The sequence below is a fragment of the Rossellomorea sp. DA94 genome, assembly GCF_029834455.1.
Taxonomy (GTDB): Bacteria; Bacillota; Bacilli; order Bacillales; family Bacillaceae_B; genus Rossellomorea; species Rossellomorea vietnamensis.
Genome location: NZ_CP122397.1, coordinates 4,392,849 through 4,411,579, shown reverse-complemented (window position 1 = coordinate 4,411,579; position 18,731 = coordinate 4,392,849). Strand labels below are relative to the sequence as shown.

At 47.8% G+C, this 18,731-nt stretch carries 16 protein-coding genes and 1 riboswitch; of the genes, 10 read left to right on the top strand and 6 right to left on the bottom strand.

Annotated elements, in window-relative coordinates:
* Positions 1-526: 526 nt before the first annotated feature.
* From P8596_RS22695 to P8596_RS22685, 3 genes are all read right to left on the bottom strand, one after another.
* Entirely contained in the window at positions 527-3,352 is a 2,826-nt protein-coding gene (locus tag P8596_RS22695; protein WP_279725308.1) for a DEAD/DEAH box helicase, read from the bottom strand.
* Positions 3,345-4,979: a hypothetical protein gene (locus tag P8596_RS22690; RefSeq protein ID WP_279725306.1), complete on the bottom strand. Its 1,635-nt coding sequence runs from the start codon at positions 4,977-4,979 to the stop codon at positions 3,345-3,347. Before P8596_RS22690 ends, P8596_RS22695 begins: the two co-directional genes overlap by 8 nt.
* A 219-nt stretch (positions 4,980-5,198) precedes the next feature.
* Positions 5,199-6,809, bottom strand: a complete 1,611-nt coding sequence (locus tag P8596_RS22685; protein ID WP_279725305.1) for an alkaline phosphatase — start codon at positions 6,807-6,809, stop codon at positions 5,199-5,201.
* Between the two features lie 387 nt (positions 6,810-7,196).
* Between P8596_RS22685 and P8596_RS22680 the strand changes: the two genes are divergently transcribed.
* Positions 7,197-7,466, top strand: a complete 270-nt coding sequence (locus P8596_RS22680; RefSeq protein WP_279725303.1) for a hypothetical protein — start codon at positions 7,197-7,199, stop codon at positions 7,464-7,466.
* 42 nt (positions 7,467-7,508) lie between these two features.
* Here the strand turns inward: P8596_RS22680 and P8596_RS22675 are convergent, their stop codons facing one another.
* Together P8596_RS22675 and P8596_RS22670 are read right to left on the bottom strand one after the other, a co-directional pair.
* A complete protein-coding gene (locus P8596_RS22675) occupies positions 7,509-8,744 on the bottom strand; it encodes an efflux RND transporter periplasmic adaptor subunit (RefSeq protein WP_279725302.1) in 1,236 nt (411 codons plus the stop codon).
* Positions 8,745-8,767: 23 nt separating this feature from the next.
* On the bottom strand, positions 8,768-9,433 hold the full coding sequence (locus P8596_RS22670) for a hypothetical protein (RefSeq protein ID WP_279725300.1): 666 nt from the start codon (positions 9,431-9,433) through the stop codon (positions 8,768-8,770).
* 262 nt (positions 9,434-9,695) lie between these two features.
* Positions 9,696-9,767: riboswitch (cyclic di-GMP riboswitch) on the bottom strand.
* Positions 9,768-9,964: 197 nt separating this feature from the next.
* Here P8596_RS22670 and P8596_RS22665 point away from each other — a divergent pair.
* On the top strand, positions 9,965-10,126 hold the full coding sequence (locus P8596_RS22665) for a hypothetical protein (RefSeq protein ID WP_279725299.1): 162 nt from the start codon (positions 9,965-9,967) through the stop codon (positions 10,124-10,126).
* Between the two features lie 150 nt (positions 10,127-10,276).
* Here the strand turns inward: P8596_RS22665 and P8596_RS22660 are convergent, their stop codons facing one another.
* Positions 10,277-10,690, bottom strand: a complete 414-nt coding sequence (locus P8596_RS22660) for a helix-turn-helix domain-containing protein (protein WP_279727050.1) — start codon at positions 10,688-10,690, stop codon at positions 10,277-10,279.
* 196 nt (positions 10,691-10,886) lie between these two features.
* On the opposite strand from P8596_RS22660, the gene P8596_RS22655 reads away from it, so the two are divergent.
* From P8596_RS22655 to hutG, 8 genes are all read left to right on the top strand, one after another.
* A complete protein-coding gene (locus tag P8596_RS22655) occupies positions 10,887-11,075 on the top strand; it encodes a hypothetical protein (RefSeq protein WP_279725298.1) in 189 nt (62 codons plus the stop codon).
* Between the two features lie 147 nt (positions 11,076-11,222).
* On the top strand, positions 11,223-11,795 hold the full coding sequence (locus P8596_RS22650) for an REP-associated tyrosine transposase (RefSeq protein WP_279725297.1): 573 nt from the start codon (positions 11,223-11,225) through the stop codon (positions 11,793-11,795).
* 101 nt (positions 11,796-11,896) lie between these two features.
* The gene (locus P8596_RS22645) at positions 11,897-12,379 is read left to right on the top strand and encodes a hypothetical protein (protein WP_279725295.1); all 483 of its coding nucleotides are present in this window, start codon (positions 11,897-11,899) and stop codon (positions 12,377-12,379) included.
* A gap of 221 nt (positions 12,380-12,600) precedes the next feature.
* On the top strand, positions 12,601-13,047 hold the full coding sequence (gene hutP / locus P8596_RS22640; RefSeq protein ID WP_079534321.1) for a histidine utilization transcription antiterminator HutP: 447 nt from the start codon (positions 12,601-12,603) through the stop codon (positions 13,045-13,047).
* A 233-nt stretch (positions 13,048-13,280) separates the two neighbouring features.
* Positions 13,281-14,813, top strand: coding sequence for a histidine ammonia-lyase (gene hutH / locus P8596_RS22635; protein WP_279725293.1), 1,533 nt, complete (start codon positions 13,281-13,283; stop codon positions 14,811-14,813).
* Positions 14,806-16,476: a urocanate hydratase gene (gene hutU, locus P8596_RS22630; RefSeq protein WP_279725292.1), complete on the top strand. Its 1,671-nt coding sequence runs from the start codon at positions 14,806-14,808 to the stop codon at positions 16,474-16,476. The genes hutH and hutU overlap by 8 nt, the downstream gene beginning before the upstream one ends.
* 1 nt (position 16,477) lies before the next feature.
* On the top strand, positions 16,478-17,761 hold the full coding sequence (gene hutI, locus P8596_RS22625) for an imidazolonepropionase (protein WP_347815198.1): 1,284 nt from the start codon (positions 16,478-16,480) through the stop codon (positions 17,759-17,761).
* On the top strand, positions 17,739-18,686 hold the full coding sequence (hutG, locus tag P8596_RS22620; RefSeq protein ID WP_279725290.1) for a formimidoylglutamase: 948 nt from the start codon (positions 17,739-17,741) through the stop codon (positions 18,684-18,686). Before hutI ends, hutG begins: the two co-directional genes overlap by 23 nt.
* The last annotated feature ends 45 nt before the right edge of the window (positions 18,687-18,731 follow it).

Below are 18,731 nucleotides of genomic sequence, written 5' to 3'. Positions count from 1 at the left end.
CTCAAAGTCCAATGGTCACCCGCAAGATGCCCCAGATTTGCCTCATTAGACATAAACATGTGTAGCGGTAAGTGAAAGTGAACTATTCCCCTTTTTGTCTTCATATTGAGCCGGTTTCCTTGAGGGGAGGCTGGTGTTTTTTTGTTTTAATTTTTACAAATATATTTGTAAAAAAGAAGGATTATATCTTTTGGGTTAATAGAGGAGGTGGGTTTGTACAGCTTTTGGCGTGAAATGATAGGATTTGAGAGAAACTAGGAAGCAGGGAGAGGGAATCCCTTATTTGAACAGGTTTTAGGCATTTATTTAATAAGAAAATTGAGCTGCATGAGTGTGGAGAGGTTCGCTATGATATTAATTGCGTCATTTTCTTGAGAGATTGCGTCATTATCAACTTAATTGCGTCATTTCCATGGTAATTGCGTCATTATTTCACTTATTGCGTATTTTTCCAAATTAATCCATTTGAAAGTGGATAGCCAACAAAAAACCCCTTTCCCTCAAAAAGGAAAGAGGCTCATCAATTCTATTCCAACACCAACAACGATTCCAAATCCTGATCTGACAATTCCGTCACCCACTGATCGCTGCGGATGATTTCGTCGTTCAGAGCCTGCTTCTTCATCAGCATAGCATCGATCTTTTCTTCTAACGTACCGGATGATACGAGCTTGTGCACGTGCACGAAGCGTTTCTGCCCAATCCGGTAGGCACGGTCGGTGGCCTGGTTTTCGACGGCCGGGTTCCACCAGCGATCGTAGTGGACGACGTGGTTGGCAGCGGTCAGGTTCAGACCGGTACCACCGGCTTTCAGTGACAGAAGGAAGACAGGGAATTCGCCGTTCTGGAATTTCTCGACGAGTTCATCCCGTTTCCCTTTGGCCGTGCTTCCGTTCAGAAATGGGACCTTCACATCGAATTCTTCCTTCATCACTTCCTGGATCATCTCGCCCATAGAGATATACTGGGTGAAAATGAGGCAGGCTTCTCCGGATTCGAGAGCGGTTTCCACGATGTCCTTCAGCTTCTGCATTTTTTCAGAGCGGGAGAGGATCGATTTTGGATCCGGTTCTTTTAAATAAAGAGCAGGGTGGTTACATAGCTGCTTCAGCTGGTTGAGCATTTGCAGGATCAATCCTTTGCGCTCAAATCCGCTTAGTGTTTCGATTTTAGCGAGCGTGTCCTTCACGAGCTGCTCATACAGGGCAGCCTGCTCGGCAGTGAGATGACAATATTCTTTCTGCTCGAGTTTTTCAGGCAGATTCAATTCGACTTCAGGGTCTTTCTTCGTACGGCGCAGTAAGAATGGCTTGATTTTCGCCTGAAGCTCCTTGACTTTTTCTTCGTTCTCATCTTTTTCAATGGGAGCGATGTAATGTTTCTGGTACTGGGTGAACCCACCGAGATAGCCGTGGTTCAGGAAATCAAAGATCGACCACAGTTCCGAGAGACGGTTTTCCATCGGGGTCCCGGTGAGCGCAATATGATGCTTGCCTCTCAGCTTGCGGATCGCACGGGACTGCTTCGTATTGGCGTTTTTGATATTTTGGGCTTCATCAAGGGAAATCGATGTCCATTCGACGAGTGATAGCTCGTCATAATCGATATGGGACAAACCGTAAGAGGTGAGCACAACATCGACGTCCTTGATGGCAGCCGCAAAATGCTCACCCTTCGCACGAGTCGGCCCGTAATGAAGATGAACCTTCAAGTCCGGTGCGAACTTCTCCAACTCACGCTGCCAGTTTCCGAGAACGGAGGTAGGGGCAACGATCAGGGAAGGGGTTTCCGGTTTCTCGGTTTCCTTCACATGCTGCAGATAGGTGATCAGCTGAACCGTTTTTCCGAGTCCCATGTCATCGGCAAGACAGGCGCCAAAGCCAAACTTCCGTAAAAAGAGCATCCAACTCATCCCCAGCTGCTGGTAGGGGCGGAGTTCGCCGATAAATGATTGTGGCGTTTCCGTCAGCGGAATCGACGACACATTCGTCAGCTGATGAACCATTTTTTTCATGGAACGGTTGAGCTCAAGCTGGATCCTGGCGTATTTGTAAGGATCATGCTCATCGTCATCGGGATCCACTTCCGACTCATCGCCGTCACGGGGGACAAGCTCCTGTTCGAGCATATCCTGGATCGAAATTCCTTCCTGCTTGGCTTTCGTCATCATCTGTTGAATCCGGCGAATCATGGCAGGATCGAGCTTCATCCACTGACCACGGATTTTGACCAACCGGCGCTGATCGTCGACGAGCTGATTGAAATCATCCTCAGAAAGATTGACACCGTTCATGGATAGGCGCCAGTCGAAATCGAGCATGGCATTCAGTCCAACAAAGGATTTACGATAGCTCGTATCCGTATTTTTCAGCTTGGCTTTTACGAGAACCTGGGCATCCTTCATCGCTTCCCACCAGGATGGGAGGAGGATCTCGATGTCGAGATCGATCAATTTCTCACTGAGCACGGATAAGAAATCCCAGGCGTCATGCTCACCGAGAGCCGTCCGGAGTGAGCCATCCGTGTCGCGGAGGATCGGCAGCATCTTCATCCAGCGTTCCTGTTCTTCCGATACGTCCGGGAGGTGTTTTTTCCAGGAGGGAGGGACCGTGTCTTCAGCAAGGGATATGATCCGGTTCTGTTTCTTGCGGTCCCGTAAAATCGTTTCAAGCTCCCATGATTCATCCTCGTCAAGGGGTTCCGTGATCCGTAGTCCGATTGAAAACGGCAGTTCTTCGTCGCCGCCCGCGATCCATTCACTCCAACGTCTTTCATCAAAATAAGCATCGAGCTCTTCAGACGTCAGCGTACTCTCCTTCAGCTTCTGGATCCGCTTCATCGCACTCGAACCACCCGACGCCATCGCCTCATTCAACGCACCCTGAAACCAAGATTCCGTTAAATGTTTTAGGGACGGACCTCCATGGGGGAGCTCTTCTTCCCAGAATTCATCGTTAAAGTTCGACCATACTTCATCGGGGATGTGAAACTGCAGTCCTTTTTCCTGCCATTCTTCAAAGCGCGGCAGCCAGCGTCCGGCTTCGACGGCCTCATAGATCACCGGGGCAATCGCAATGCATGCCTGGCCTGCTTCATCCCAGTCCCACTGGATCATGCCGCTGAAGTGCTCGCCGGCAAGAAGGGTCAGGAACTGCCACTGGGTGACGGGGATCCCGCCATCCGCTTCCTCAAGCAGAGTGCCGTAGTAGCTTTCTTCATGCCAAAGAAACAGCTGACCCTTCCAGTCTTTCGGGGGAAGGAGTTCGCCTTCGTCGTTTTCCGCAGTAATGAAGAAACGGTCTTCATATTCAGTTGTATGGACATTGATTTTGACGGAAGACAGTTTAAGCATCGATTAACTTACCCTTTCTGCACTCTTCTTGGAACGCGCGCAAACGCTTATATTTCTCCAGAATATAGGTGAGATACACATCCCACTTATCGGTTTTCTTCGTTTTTTTATAGATGGTCCTGATCTTCTTCATATAACGGACCGCAAGCTTGTAGCTGTCGCGGTTCTTCTGGTCGATCGCTGTGATGACACCGGCGTAATAGATGGGCAGGGCAAGCTCGGGTGCTTCCTTCGTGACATCACGGAGCCCCATGCCTTCCATTTCACCAATGCTGTAGTTCATATATTTCTGCAACTCGACCCATTCACGGTAAGCCTTCGCCGTGATGAGATATTCGTTGTATGAGAAAAAGCTGTACGGAAGCATGGAGAGGAGCAGCTCGTTCACTAGCGTGCTGTCCTTTTCCATCAGCCAATCCATCGGCAAAATCCGCACGAACCAGCGGACGAACCGGGTCGCTTCATAATAATCAAGGGTCTCGAGATGATCCGGCATCCGGGACAGGATATTCCGGACCAGGAAAAAGCCGACTTCGTAACGCTTCCCAACGAAAAATTTACGGAGCCAGAACTCACTGTAAGCGACAAGTTCTGTTCCAAGTTCATCGACGATTTCACTTGCTTTATTCAAATCCTCAAGGAGTAGGTATTGATGAAGGAGGGCGACGTTGAAGAATGTCGGATCCTGCTTATCCTGCTCTTCCAATCGCGTCACTTCTTCGCGGCGCCACGATTTCTGTTTGAACAAGTAGTACCATAGGAAGCGGTACACCTCGGCCTTCATCATCGTGCTGTTCTCCGTGGAATCGCTCATCTCGATCGTCTGCTTTTTCAAAAAAGCAATATACGGATCGAAGCTGAACGGCATGGCATGGATCGACAGCTTCTCCACGGCATCTTCCATTTCACCTAACAGGAAATCATACATGCTGTACTGCTCACGACTCAGCTCGACATTCCGTTTTTGTAGAAAAAGGTCGATTTTAATCGAGAGGTAAAAAGTCGCATACAGCTGATAAAGAGGCTTCCATTCCCGTTCGAAAGGAGCTTCCTTCATAAATCGCTTCGTTATATTCTGCACGAGGACGTCCATTAAATAGGGCTGTCTTTCAAGTAACTCCAGGTCTTCCTTTTTCAGAAGGGAGTCAAAGAACTGCCACCATTCCAGAGGGGTGTTCCCGCGTGTTTTCCGTTCGTTCAATAGATCGCTCGCCTTCTTTAAGGCACCGTGCTTTTTCATTAAAGCATCCAGTGATTGTGCTTCCGGAGTGGCAGGCTGTGACTGACTCCGCCAATTCTGGATCCACTCACTGACCCGTCCCACTTTGTTATAGAGCATAAAAAAGGTCGCCATTTGATGCCGGCACCAACTACCTTTAGGACATGAGCACTTGCTTAAAAGGGGGAACAATAAGTTCAGCTCCAAGGTTACAGGCGTCACATCCTGCACCTCCGCCGACACTTCATCATCCCGGACCTTCACGTTCGAAACCAGATTCTGACGGAACAAAAGAAGGCCCTTCGACACGACATTCTTGCTCTCGTCCTGATTCGGGTCCAGTTCACCCTGTATCGACTGACTCATGGGAAGTAACTTATCCTTCAACTCCTGAATACGAATCGACATCAACCAACCTCTCCAATCTATAAAATCGCATTCTTTTATTATAACGCAAAAGGAGGGGGAAAAGGAACATGGGGTGGGGGAAGTGGTGAGGAGGGGCTGTGGGGTTTGTCGAATCGTGTGGGAGGGGAGGTGGGTTTGGTGCCTGGCACCGCAGTGGAGGGGACGGTTTATAATATTTTTAGTAGGATGAAGATCCCCTGCAAAACCTTCCCAATCCCCCTACTCCTCCACATGCACATAAAACCGCTCCCCATCAAACACATTCACGCTCTTCAACCCCACTTTTTCATCATTTCTCCAATAAAAATCCTTATTTTCCGGAAAACGGAGCACCTGGCCATCACGTTTCGCCACCATCACAGGGTTTTTAGAGGTCCGTCCCTCCACCGTTACCTCATACCCTCGTTCCCGATAGTATGTCATCCCACCCACATACCAGGAGGCGAGCGGACCGGTATCCAGTGAAAATCCCATATAATCAGAGATCACCCGTGGGATGTCGGTGTTTTCGATCAGTCCAACCGGCTTATCTGGTCCATATGAGTATAAAAAAACGTCTTCACCGGTATGACCGTGGGTGGTGAAGCCGAGATGTGCCCGCTTCGCCATCAGTTTCACCATCTCAGTTTCAAGATCGTCCACGCCCTTTGCGGCTTCCATCGCGCCAAATTCCTTCTCGCTCAGGTCACCCAACCCATAGCTTGAAAGAACCTCTTTTAAATTCGATCGATCCTTCCTCAACTGGGAGGTGGCCCCCTTGACGGTAAGCCTGGCTTTCTTCAACGGTTTGATGAATCGATCGGCAGGCAGGCTTTTATAATCACCGTTTGTCCCATGATTTCCAATTGTCAGTCCGCTGTTTCCATGATCCGTCACGGCAACCACCATGGTGTTCCCGTCCTTACGGGCAAAATCAAGGGCTTCACTGACTGCATCGTCAAAGCTCAATACCTCACTGATCATCCCGACCGGGTCGTTCTTATGAGCGGCCCAGTCCACCTTGCTGCCTTCGACCATGAGGAAGAATCCCTTTTCACTTTGAGAAAGCCTGCCAATGGCTGCACGGGTCATCTCTGCAAGGGAAGGTTCATCAGGATTCAGCTGAGAACGGTCCAATTCATAAGAGATATCCTCGTCAGCAAACACGCCCCATAGCTTAGGTGAGGCCGATCCCCTTAGAAGTCCGTCCCTCTTCTGAACCAACTCATATCCGGAAGAATGGATCTCTTTATAGAGGTTTTCTCCGTCTTCACGGCTGACCTGCTTTGTTTTCAGCATGCCGTCATCGTCTTTGGTGGGCTCCTTGGTTTGAGGCTTTAGCCATGCTCCGCCTCCGCCCAGTACGACATCCAGCCCTTGGTACACCTGCTGTTCACCGATATCCCCGAATTCATCCCGGTTCAAGACATGGGACGTGAACGCAGCAGGGGTGGCGTGCTGGATGGGGGAGGTGGAGACGATGCCGGTCTTGTAGCCGGACAGCTTGGCGCCTTCCAGGACGGTCAGAACGGGCCGCCTGTCGGGGTTCATTCCTATATAATCCGCTTTCGTTTTCACACCTGTCGCCATGGCGGAACCTGCTGCAGCGGAATCGGTGATGGCGGACTGGGCGGAATAGGTCCGGACACCGCCTCTCAGAATCGTATCGAGCTTGAGGTCCGTCCCTCGATACCAGCGGGACAGGGTGAGGATGTCGGAGTTGGTGCCGTCCATGATCATGAGGATGACGTTTTTGTGGGGTGGTGTGGCTGCGGTTGTGGAGGGGGTGGGCAGGGTTAGGGTAAGGGTAAGGAGTGATAGAAGGATGGTTAGCTGTTTGATTGTTTTCATGGTGGATTCGGGCTCCTTTTCTTTAGTGTAGGGATAGTATTTGTTGGTGGGTGAGGAGTATGTATAGGAAAGGGGGTTTTCGCGATCTTTTTATCTGTTGTACAATGAAAATAAAAAGGTTTGTGGAAAGACGTGTTGAAAAAGAATGGTATCTTTATTTTTTCACTGATAGTGGTTGTGACCATTTTAGTGGTCTCGCATACTTCATTTGATGCAATAGCATTACTGGGGGTAGTGTTCGTCATCTTTATGATTCCTACCTTAAGGGGGATAATAGTTAAAGACAATTTTCGCAAAGTCAAAGCGGCTATTTATACCTCCATCTGTTTTACCATTGGATTATTCATTTTTTATTTCGTCGTGTCTCTTTTTAGAGGGGATGCTTATATGGTTGAGGGTGAATATTTTCTATCTTTGATAGTGGTGCTTTTACTTAGTCTGCTCGGTAACTTTGTGTATGGTTTGCCTGCTTCCTTGGTGGCGGAGGGCATTTCCATGAAGGTTTTGAGGAATCGCAGGTGGGTGTCGGGACTTATACATATTGGATTTGGAGCGTTGACCTACTTTATTTATCCTGGAATCTCATTGCCTGCAGTATGCTGTTCGGTCATATTCTTTCTTTGGGATGAAAGAATGAGAATGGATGATGGAAGTTGAAAAAAACCAAGAATGCAGAGGCATTCTTGGTTTTTTGTCATTTTATTTCCGTTCCAATATCCCCAACAATAAATTCTCAAGAATCGTCGGACGATCGAATTTCTTCAAATCCCTGAGTTTCACTTTATCCCAATCAAGGGCCGTGATGAATGCAGCACCTTTTTGTAAGGCCGGGATCTCTTCAGGATAGACAATATAGTATTCCCCTGCTTTTACTCCGGATTTGATTTGCTGCTGTCCGCCCACTGTAAGTCCGGTTTCGACTTTTCGTTTTTCGACGGTTCCTTTTGGTGTTAAAATCCAAATGTATTTGTATTCCCCATCTTTTTCAACAGCCGTCATTGGGACCACAAATGCGCCCTTTACTTCATCCGTGATGATGGATAGGAAGACATGGTGTCCTGGAAGCAGTTCGTTTTTTGTGTCCTGCAGTTTGATTTCTACAGGGTACAGACTGTCGGTTTGGATGTGAGGATCATTCTTTGGCAAGGTTGCTACCCGGGTAACGATTCCTTTTTGGGTCTTTTTCTCAACATCAGATTGAACGGTTGCGCTCATGTTTTCATCGACTTTGACGATTTCTTTTTCCGTCAGGTCGGTTGTGACGATGGTGGACTGCGATGCAATCGTGATCAATGGATTGTCGATGGCATGGGAAAGGTCCTTGATGGTTCCGTCCACGCTGCTTTGGACGGTCAGGGTCGTTTCGTATGATTCGATATCCTTGATTTGGCGCTCGAGATTGTCGATTTGGCTTTCAAGGCGATCGATTTCCAGCTCTTTCGCGGCAATCTCTTTTTTTAAATCATATTCCGATTGAAGGGCACTGGCGTCGATGGGAATTTCTTTATCATCTGTAGACCCTGATGGGAGGGATGATTCAAGTCGCTTCAGGTCGGAAATATTGTTTTCGATGCTGTCGATTTCGTCTTCGAGTTGATCAGCTTCTGATTCCAATACGCTTTTTTGCTGAGATTGATCGGTTACTTCATATTCATAGAGGGGTGTTCCGGATTTGACCTGATCCCCTTCTTTGACGAGGAACTTTTTGAAGGAACCGAATTCATCGTTAAAATAGATGTAATTTTCTTCTTCGGAAGCGACGACTCCTGCTTTCGGCATTTCTTTGGCGAGAGCCCCTTTGTTAACGGGTTCCCATACGGCGACACGGACTTCCCGGTCGACTTTACTGTCCGCTTTTTCGATGAGATATGTATTGGCACCTATAAAAAGGAGCGAGACAGTGAGGGTGGTATAGAATATGCTTCGTTTGTTCATGATTGTTCACAGCCTTTAAATAGTTAGATTAGAGTGGATAAATTCAGGAATGCAAGAGATGCAGTAGCAGCCCAGAATAGTAGATTCGTTAACAAAATCACGAGCCAGATGAGCCAGTTTTTTTGTTGGGTGAGCTTTTTGACACCTTTGTATTGAATATAGAAAACCCATATCTTAAATAGGGAGAAACAGCCCAGGAAATAGATGACCCATGGTTTATCGGTTAAGTATTGAGCGATTACTCCGAGTGATAGGGGCGATGAGAACCAATCAAGTGAAAGGAAAATGGATAAAGGAATGTACGTTAGTCTTTCAATTAATAAAATGATAAGAACTAAGCTTTGCGTGATAACAAGCTTGCGATATTCACCTTCGTCTGAAATGGTCCAGAATATCAGAGCTGGTACAAACAGAATTACAGCCGCATATAATATTCCAGAAATGATTCTTCCTAATAGAAACAAGAACTTTTCCATCTCAAATGTGAAGGGCGAAAGTTTCGTCAGTTCCTTTGAAAGAGGATCCATTCCGATTCCAAAGGAAGAAATGAGGCCAAAGACAAGGGCTGACAATAGAAAGATAAGGAGAATTTTTTGTTTATATCCTCTTAATACTTCCATTACCTTTAATTGATAAAAGAAGTAGGATGGTTGTCTTAATCCCCTGATGAGTTTAACTTCTTTATGCATAAATGGTTGCCTCCAACTAGTTTAGATTACTCCTCTTATTCTATCGAAAAACCCCGAAAGTTTCCATAAATTGTAGAATGAAAATTTATAAAATTAAAAAAGCGCCTCAAGACGCTTTTACATGTTGTACGTTAAAAATGTTGTGCCCGCAATAAGCGCGACAGTAAAAACAAATAAACTTATGTACATCCACATTTTTCGAGCTTTCTTCTTTACTACTATTTCTTCCGGTGTCAAAAACGACAAAATAATTCCTCCTTGGTTTGGTAGCTGACTGTGATAGCCCCTTTAGCTTTGGCGTCATCACCTTTCGATGATTTTGCCACTTTTCATGGCCATACCACTATTATATCGACAAAAAGGTAGAGAAGTTGAATAGTTATATAGTCATATTTTAAGACAATTCTCATAAATTTCATCTTCCATTTAGTGGTTTTTTCTGGTAATATAGCATAAAATTGATGTTTGAAATGCCGTCTAATAGTGTAATAAAGTGATATAAACTGTTTAATGATGTAGGAGGTTGTCATTTTGAAAAGAAATGTGAACGGTGATCAGCATATTCTGAATGTGATCCAAAAAGCGTTCGACAAAGGTCAACAAGGAAACATGGACACCAACACCATGATCCACTGGCTCAAACAAGAACTTCAATCAGGATACACCATAGATACAAATCAAAAAGCGCTCTAGACCCCAATATCGGGTATCTAGGCGCTTTTTTTGGTAGGTGACCTCACCAGATAGAGGGACGGACCTCACTTTTATGAGTAGATAGGAACGGAAACCCCGGTATAACAGGGTTTAAGTTGCGGATAGTGAGGTCCGTCCCTCCCAAGGATTCTACCATCCCTTCATTGTCTGATAGAAGTGGTTCACGTGGGCGATGAATTTTTCTTTGCGCTTGTCTGTGAAGTAGGAGAGGGATGAAAGGGTTCGTTTGAATTTGGGGTGTTCCCCGAGGGTTTTCAGGATTTCTTTTGTTTCTCCGTCTTCAAAGGTTTCTCTCAGAATCATGGGGTCGTGGCTCTGTCCAAGGCCGTCGCTTTCCTCACCTAACATGATCCGGTTCATTTCATAGGTCGGGATTTTATAGACTTCCTTAAAGGTAAGCAGCATCTTGTAGGGGATGTCCCTTTCACCATTTTCGTAGTTTGATAGTGCGTCCTGGCTGATGTTCAGGCGAAGGGCAGCTTCTCTCTGGGTAAGCTCGAATACATCATTGCGATAATGCTGTAATTCTACATGTAAATCCATTGTTTTCACCGACTATCCCTTTTTTCTTCAAGATAAAGCTTTTATGTTCATGTATTAGGAAATTACACGTTTTGAAATCGTTATTTTGATTACGATTCAAGGTAATTTGGAAAAGGTATACAAAATTACAGGAAAACGTATTAAAATGTAAATATAATTGTAATTTTGTCGAATTGGGGGAAAAGGTGGAGATAGAGTGGGGGAACAACCAAAAGGAAGAGTGGCCAGTCTTTCAACAAGGGGAGAAAAGAAAGTCATCACATGGATCCAGATGAAACCGGAGTCGAATTTGATATTCAGTACGAAACATCATGGCAAACAGCGAATCATCTACTACACACACAGAAGCATCACCAATCTTGACTACGACAGAAGAGAGAGATAGGAAGAGGGACGGACCTCGCTACCCGTTTCATTTACAGAGATTTGTGAATGAATAGAGGTCCGTCCCTCAATAAAAAAGAGGATTTTACGCATTTGTGTCGAATAGGTAAAGTGTAAGATTAGGAGATTTAAGAAAAGGAGTGATGTTATGGTTCGAACGCCTCGGAATTGGAGTCCGGGAACGACGTATCATGTGACGGCGAGGGGGAACCGGAAGCAGGATCTGTTTCATGATGATGAAGACCGTAAGAAGTATGTAAGGTATTTGCAGGAAACGAAAGATAAGGACCCATTTACCATCCACGCCTACTGTTTGATGTCCAACCACATTCATCTGCTGATCGAAACCCACGATGTTCCACTGGAGAAAATCATCCGAATCCTTCACACCCGCTACGCCGTTTATTTCAACAAGAAATATGATTATGTCGGGCATGTGTTCCAAGGGAGGTATGGATCGACCAAGATCGATACGCCATCCTATTTTATTAAAGCGAGCAGATATATCCACCACAATCCGGTTGAAGCGAAACTCACCATCCACCCCGAGAAATACCCCTGGAGCAGTTATCCTTTCTACATCCATTCCATTGATAACCCCTTACTTTCCAAGGAACGCACCCTCAATTACTTTCCGGCTCCACAAATCAGCCGATATAAGGAATATGTTGAAAAGGGCGCACCAAAAGAAGAATTCCATAAAAATACAATTAAAAAGTGAAAAAAATAAAATATTTTTGGAAAAATATAGAGGGATTTGTGTCATGGTGTCGAAATTCATAATCAGTAGGACAAAATTCCTATTTCAAGGAGGAGGAAAGTATGAGAAAAGAATTTCTTTTAATATTCGAGGATTTTCACGTTTCCAAGAGAATCGTCAAGAAATCAAAAAAGCATTTAGTCGTTTTTCAGGGGCAGCATTATTACAATAAGTTGGTCGTGGTGAACCGTCCGCCGGGGTTTTCTCATGCCCTTGAGAGTATCATGTACTCTGATAAGATTCTTGAAACAGTCGGGTTCACGACATTGTTTGCCGTTCCCGTCGATCGGAGTCACTCCATCCCGTTCAAATTTGTCCGGATAGGCGACAACACACCAAAGGATTGCAAGATTGTACTCGAAAAGCGGGAGGGAACGGAGCAATTGAATATCCAGCCCCTATACCCTGTAGACGGTCCGATAACGAGCGAAGACAAACAGGACATCCTATCCTACTTAAGCCTGAAGTCCGATGACGGAACCGTCACCTACCTCATGAACAATCCCCAGGTATTCAAAGGAAAAGGAAAAAAACAAGAAGAGTAAAGGAGGAATGAGGCGAACCTGAACAGGTACGTCTTTTTTTGAGGGACGGACCTCCACCAGCTCTCCTGCTATTATCCTTCAAAAACCCTTTACCACGCTACCAAACTACCTCTCTAAGTTTCTAAAATCACTCTTTTTTTCGTTGACCTCTTATGAATCAGACCATACAATAATAGTAGTTGTTAGTATTTTTAGAATTTTCACGAAGGTGCGAATGCCACTTGAATAAGACAGATCATACTCGTATCGGAAAGAACGCCATGCTCCTTCTCCTGTTAGACAGGGAAGAGGAAGAGTGGAACCGTCATTTCAATGAGCTGAATTGGAGTTACTGCACCGGTAAGATCGGATCGATGGACAGCCAGAAAATCGTGGCCGCGATAGAAACAGCGGCAAAGCGGAGTGACCTGGTCCGGGAAGATCTGTACCGGGAGATGCATGCTTTGTACCACGCGATCATGGAAGCACTGACAGGGGTCACCCGCGGTCAGACTCAATTGGGCGAGATTCTGCGGACAGTGGGCCTGCGCTTCTCCGTTGTGAGAGGGACTCCGTATGAAAGTGAAGAGGAAGGCGAATGGATCGCCGTCGCGTTATATGGAACGATTGGTGCGCCCATTAAGGGGTTGGAGCACGAAACGATCGGACTTGGAATCAATCATATTTAAATAATGAGAGCCTAGAGATATTAGTTGAAAGGAGGCTCGACCAAAGGCAGAAGTCTGTCTTTGGTCGAGCCTCCTTTTTGTGTGGACGCAGGAACCTACGAAGGGGTCCGTCCCGCAGCAGGTTAAAGCAAGAAAGCAAAAAAGTCAGTAATAACGGTAAAGACAGTGGGAACGAACCGAAAATAAGTGATTTTCAGAGGTCCGTCCCTAAAAAATAGAAGGAGTGAACCAACATGGTGGAGTTGACGGGTTGTAGTTTGAGTTTGGATGAGGCGAAGCGGGTGATTTATGGGAAGGAGCCTGTGGAGCTTTCGCCGCTTAGTATGGAGCGTGTGCGGAAGAGTCGCGAGGCGGTTGAGAAGATTGTGAAGGAGAAGCGTGTGGTGTATGGGATCAACACGGGCTTCGGGAAATTCAGTGATGTGCTGATCGATGCGGATGACGTGGAGGAGCTTCAGTTGAACCTGATTCATTCTCATGCGTGTGGGGTTGGTGATCCATTCCCGGAGAACGTTTCACGTGCCATGCTTCTACTGAGATGTAACGCTCTTTTAAAAGGGTATTCAGGGGTTAGACCGGTCATTGTCGAGCGCTTAGCGGAATTCTTGAACAAAGGAATTCATCCGGTGATACCTCAGCAGGGTTCACTTGGAGCAAGTGGAGACCTGGCGCCACTTTCCCATCTGGCACTGGCGCTAATGGGTGAAGGGGAAGTCCACTATCAAGGTGAAGTCCATCAGACTCTCCCTGTCCTCTCAAAAGAAAACATCTTCCCGATCCAGCTTCAAGCGAAAGAAGGATTGGCACTCATCAACGGAACCCAGGCCATGACAGCTATGGGCGTGATCGGATACCTGGAGGCGGAGGAACTCGCCTTCCAAAGTGAGATGATTGCCAGTCTGACCTTGGAAGGATTAAGAGGAATCATGGATGCCTTCGACGAAGATATTCATTTAGTAAGGGGATATCCTCAACAGGTCGCTACGGCTCAAAGAATCAGAGACTACTTACAGGACAGCAAGCTCACAACGAAACAGGGAGAGCTCCGGGTGCAGGATGCGTACTCTCTAAGGTGCATCCCTCAGGTTCACGGAGCCTCCTGGCAGGCCCTTGACTATGTAAAAGAAAAACTCGAAATCGAAATGAACGCGGCAACGGATAATCCGCTCATTTTCGACGATGGAGAAAAGATCATCTCAGGAGGGAACTTCCACGGCCAGCCGATCGCGTTTGCCATGGACTTCATGAAGATAGCCGTCGCGGAACTCGCAAACATTTCAGAGCGACGGATTGAACGCCTGGTGAACCCGCAGCTCAATGACTTGCCACCTTTCTTAAGTCCCCAACCGGGACTACAGTCAGGTGCCATGATCATGCAATACTGCGCGGCATCACTAGTATCCGAAAACAAAACCCTTGCCCATCCGGCGAGCGTCGACTCAATTCCGTCATCCGCGAACCAGGAAGACCACGTCAGCATGGGGACAATCGGATCACGTCACGCATATCAGATCCTGCAAAACACAAGAAGAGTCCTCGCCGTCGAGCTCATCTGTAACCTGCAGGCAGCGGAACATCGAGGGACGGACCTCATGGCAAGCAAGACAAAGCAATTTTACGAAGCAGCGAGAAAGGTCATTCCTTCCATCACAAAGGACCGCATCTTCTCGAAAGACATAGAAAAAGCCAACGAGTGGCTGCAACAGACAACGCTAAGCACACTGATCAAACCAACCAAAACAAAGGAGGAAACGACAAATGGTTAAGGCAGACAAACGAATCGTACAAGTAAAAAGAGGGACGGACCTCGAATGTAAAGGCTGGGAGCAGGAAGCGGTCCTTCGCATGCTCTACAATAACCTCGATCCCGAAGTGGCAGAAATTCCCGAAGAGCTAGTCGTATACGGCGGAATCGGGAAAGCGGCCCGTAACTGGGAGTCCTTCGACGCCATCGTCCACACACTAAGAAATTTGGAGAACGATGAAACCATGCTCGTCCAATCCGGTAAGCCGGTTGGGGTGTTCAAAACCCATAAAGCGGCTCCGAGAGTCCTGCTATCGAACTCAGTCCTCGTGCCGAAATGGGCCAACTGGGAGCACTTCCACGAGCTTGATCAAAAAGGCCTAATGATGTACGGTCAAATGACGGCGGGAAGCTGGATCTATATCGGAACACAAGGGATCCTGCAAGGGACGTACGAAACGTTCGCGGCACTGGCGAAGAAGCATTTCAATAACTCCCTTAAAGGGACGATCACCCTTACAGCCGGCTTAGGCGGAATGGGTGGAGCGCAGCCACTCGCCGTCACCATGAACGGAGGAGTGGTGATTGCAGTCGACGTGGACGCAGAGCGCATCCAAAAGCGCCTCGACACGCAGTACTGTGATGTGAAAACCGATTCCATCGAAGAAGCATTGATGATGGCGTATGAAGCACGTGACCAGGGCAAGGCACTTTCTATCGCTCTCCTTGGAAACGCAGCCGAGGTTCATCATGAACTCCTCAAGCGTGACGTTAAAATCGATATCGTAACCGACCAGACATCAGCCCACGATCCACTGAACGGCTATGTCCCTGAAGGATATACACTCGAAGCCGCTGCAGAGCTTCGCAAGCAGGACCCGAAAACTTACACAGCACTATCACAAAAAAGTATGGCCAAACACGTGGAAGCGATGCTCGAGTTCCAACACCGTGGCTCCATCGTATTCGACTACGGCAACAACATCCGTCAAGTAGCGAAGGATGAAGGGGTTGACAATGCCTTTGATTTCCCTGGATTCGTCCCGGCATACATCCGTCCGTTGTTCTGTGAAGGAAAAGGACCTTTCCGCTGGGCGGCACTGTCAGGTGACCCAGAGGACATCTATAGAACAGATCGTCTGATCAAAGAGCTTTTCCCTGAAAACGAAGCCCTGAATCGCTGGATCGACATGGCCCAAGAGCAGGTGGCATTCCAAGGCCTTCCTTCCCGCATCTGCTGGCTGGGCTATGGTGAGCGTGTAAAGATGGGTCTTGCCATCAATGAATTGGTCAAGAATGGCGAGCTGAAAGCACCGATCGTCATCGGCCGTGACCACCTGGACTGCGGATCCGTCGCTTCACCGAACCGTGAGACGGAAAGCATGAAGGACGGCAGTGACGCAGTGGGAGACTGGGCGATCCTGAACGCTCTTATCAATACAGCGGCAGGCGGCTCGTGGATCTCCTTCCACCACGGCGGGGGAGTTGGAATGGGTTACTCACTGCACGCCGGAATGGTCGTTGTGGCAGACGGGACCGACCTGGCCAAGGAACGCCTCGAGCGAGTCCTGACAACAGACCCTGGAATGGGCGTCATCCGCCACGTCGACGCAGGATACGACATCGCTGAAAAAACAGCCGAAAAACACAATATCCACATCCCAATGAACAAAGGAGGAGAATAAGATGACCACTACACAATTCGACACCATCATCGACAACATCGGCCAGCTCCTGACAATGGATCACGGGGACGGACCTCTGAAAGGGGAGGCAATGAGCAGACTTCCTGTCCTGGAAAAAGCGGCACTTGCCATCAAAGACGGCCTTGTCGCCTGGATCGGCACACACGAAGAAGCACAAACTCTCAAAGCGACAGAACGGATCGACGCAGAAGGAAAGCTCGTCTCACCAGGACTCGTTGACCCGCATACACACCTGGTCTTCGGAGGCTCACGTGAACACGAAATGGCCCTCAAGCAGCAGGGTGTTCCATACTTAGAAATCTTGAAGCGGGGAGGCGGCATCCTATCTACAGTGGGTGCCACCCGCGAAGCATCGGAAGAAGAGCTACTCACAAAAGCACGCTTCCATCTCAACCGAATGATTTCATACGGAGTCACAACAGTAGAAGCGAAAAGCGGATACGGTCTCGATCGACAAACCGAATTAAAACAATTAAAAGTCGCCAAACAACTAAACGAAACGCACCCGGCAGAAATCGTCTCCACATTTCTTGGAGCACACGCCATCCCACCGGAATTCAAGGGCCACTCCGATGAATTCCTAGAAGAAATGCTGGACCTATTAAACGACATCGAAAAAGATCAGCTCGCCGAATTCGTCGACATCTTCTGTGAAACAGGAGTATTCACTGTTGAACAATCTCGAGAATTCTTAACCAAAGCAAAAGAAAAAGGCTTCTCCGTCAAAATCCACGCCGACGAAATCGATCCACTCGGCGGAACGGAAATGGCAACGGAAATAGGAGCGACAAGCGGCGACCACTTAGTGGGGGCTTCCGACAAAGGCATCCAGGCATTGGGAGCAACCGACACCATCGCGGTCCTTCTGCCAGGTACGTCCTTCTACCTGAACAAAGGCAAGTTCGCCAACGCAAGAGGCATGCTGGAAGCGGGAGCGGCAGTCGCCCTGTCAACAGATTTCAACCCGGGAAGCTCGCCGACAGAGAACCTGCAGTTCATCATGAACCTGGCATCGTTACAGCTGAAAATGACGCCGGAAGAAATCTGGAACGCCGTCACCGTCAACTCCGCCTACGCCATCAACAGGGGAGACTCGGCAGGAAAGCTAGCAACAGGCCGTAAAGCCGACATCGTCCTATGGGATGTACCGAACTATCACTACGTACCGTATCATTACGGAGTCAACCATACCAACACCGTCATGAAAGACGGATGTATCATCTACCGCAAGGAGAAGCTTCATGAGCACATTTCAACACATTAAGCCGGCAGGAAAGGCGCAGTTCAAAGATCGCTACACAACGAAGGCTGCAGAACTACTGACACCATGGGAAGAAGGGAAGAAAGGGGACATCGCCATCATCGGCGCCCCTCTCTCCAAACCGTCCATCTCCCACTCAGGGGCAAGCTTCGCACCCGACGCCATCAGACGGTGCCTGAATTCATTCACCACCTACAACATCGAAAGAGGGACGGACCTCGCTGAAGACAACAAAACCATCATCGACTTCGGTGACATCACCATGCACCCGACCTCCATCCAAGAGTCGCATGAACGAATCTATGAATCAACGAAAGCAGCAGTGAGCACAAACGCAGCACCGTTCACCATCATCCTGGGCGGAGACCATTCCATCACCACATCAACGGTCAAAGCCATCAAGGAAACGAAGGGTACGGTCGGCATCATCCAGTTCGATGCCCATCATGACCTCAGGAACACAGAGGACGGGGGTCCGACCAACGGAACGCCTTTCAGGAGATTAATAGAAGGTGGCCACATCCAAGGAGAGCATCTCATCCAAATCGGCATCCGCAACTACGCCAATGCGAAAGCCTACCATGATTACGCCATCGAGCAGGGTGTGACGGTGTATACGATGAAGGATGTCAGACAACAACAGATGACAAAACTCATCCAGGAATCTCTTACCCAACTCGAATCCCAAGTCGACACCATCTATCTCTCCGTTGACATGGACGTCCTCGACCAGGTGTATGCCCCAGGCTGCCCGGCGATCGGCCCCGGGGGGATGCATCCTGAAACTCTCACAGAGGCCCTCCAAACCGCGCTGCAACATCCGAAAGTCAATTGCATGGATATCGTGGAAATTGACCCAAACCTTGACACGAGGGATATGACGAGCAGGGTAGCAAGCTTACTCATCTTAAATGCGTTAACCAAATAGTACTAGAAAGGTGCATTCCTCTAAGTGGAATGCATTTTTTTACTG

What these genes read in the sequence shown, in the direction of transcription:
- P8596_RS22695 (WP_279725308.1), bottom strand. Translation starts at nt 3,352, where the DNA reads ATGCTTAAACTGTCTTCCGTCAAAATCAATGTCCATACAACTGAATAT.
- P8596_RS22690 (WP_279725306.1), bottom strand. Translation starts at nt 4,979, where the DNA reads ATGTCGATTCGTATTCAGGAGTTGAAGGATAAGTTACTTCCCATGAGT.
- P8596_RS22685 (WP_279725305.1), bottom strand. Translation starts at nt 6,809, where the DNA reads ATGAAAACAATCAAACAGCTAACCATCCTTCTATCACTCCTTACCCTT.
- P8596_RS22680 (WP_279725303.1), top strand. Translation starts at nt 7,197, where the DNA reads ATGGTTGAGGGTGAATATTTTCTATCTTTGATAGTGGTGCTTTTACTT.
- P8596_RS22675 (WP_279725302.1), bottom strand. Translation starts at nt 8,744, where the DNA reads ATGAACAAACGAAGCATATTCTATACCACCCTCACTGTCTCGCTCCTT.
- P8596_RS22670 (WP_279725300.1), bottom strand. Translation starts at nt 9,433, where the DNA reads ATGCATAAAGAAGTTAAACTCATCAGGGGATTAAGACAACCATCCTAC.
- P8596_RS22660 (WP_279727050.1), bottom strand. Translation starts at nt 10,690, where the DNA reads ATGGATTTACATGTAGAATTACAGCATTATCGCAATGATGTATTCGAG.
- P8596_RS22650 (WP_279725297.1), top strand. Translation starts at nt 11,223, where the DNA reads ATGGTTCGAACGCCTCGGAATTGGAGTCCGGGAACGACGTATCATGTG.
- P8596_RS22645 (WP_279725295.1), top strand. Translation starts at nt 11,897, where the DNA reads ATGAGAAAAGAATTTCTTTTAATATTCGAGGATTTTCACGTTTCCAAG.
- hutH (WP_279725293.1), top strand. Translation starts at nt 13,281, where the DNA reads ATGGTGGAGTTGACGGGTTGTAGTTTGAGTTTGGATGAGGCGAAGCGG.
- hutU (WP_279725292.1), top strand. Translation starts at nt 14,806, where the DNA reads ATGGTTAAGGCAGACAAACGAATCGTACAAGTAAAAAGAGGGACGGAC.
- hutI (WP_347815198.1), top strand. Translation starts at nt 16,478, where the DNA reads ATGACCACTACACAATTCGACACCATCATCGACAACATCGGCCAGCTC.
- hutG (WP_279725290.1), top strand. Translation starts at nt 17,739, where the DNA reads ATGAGCACATTTCAACACATTAAGCCGGCAGGAAAGGCGCAGTTCAAA.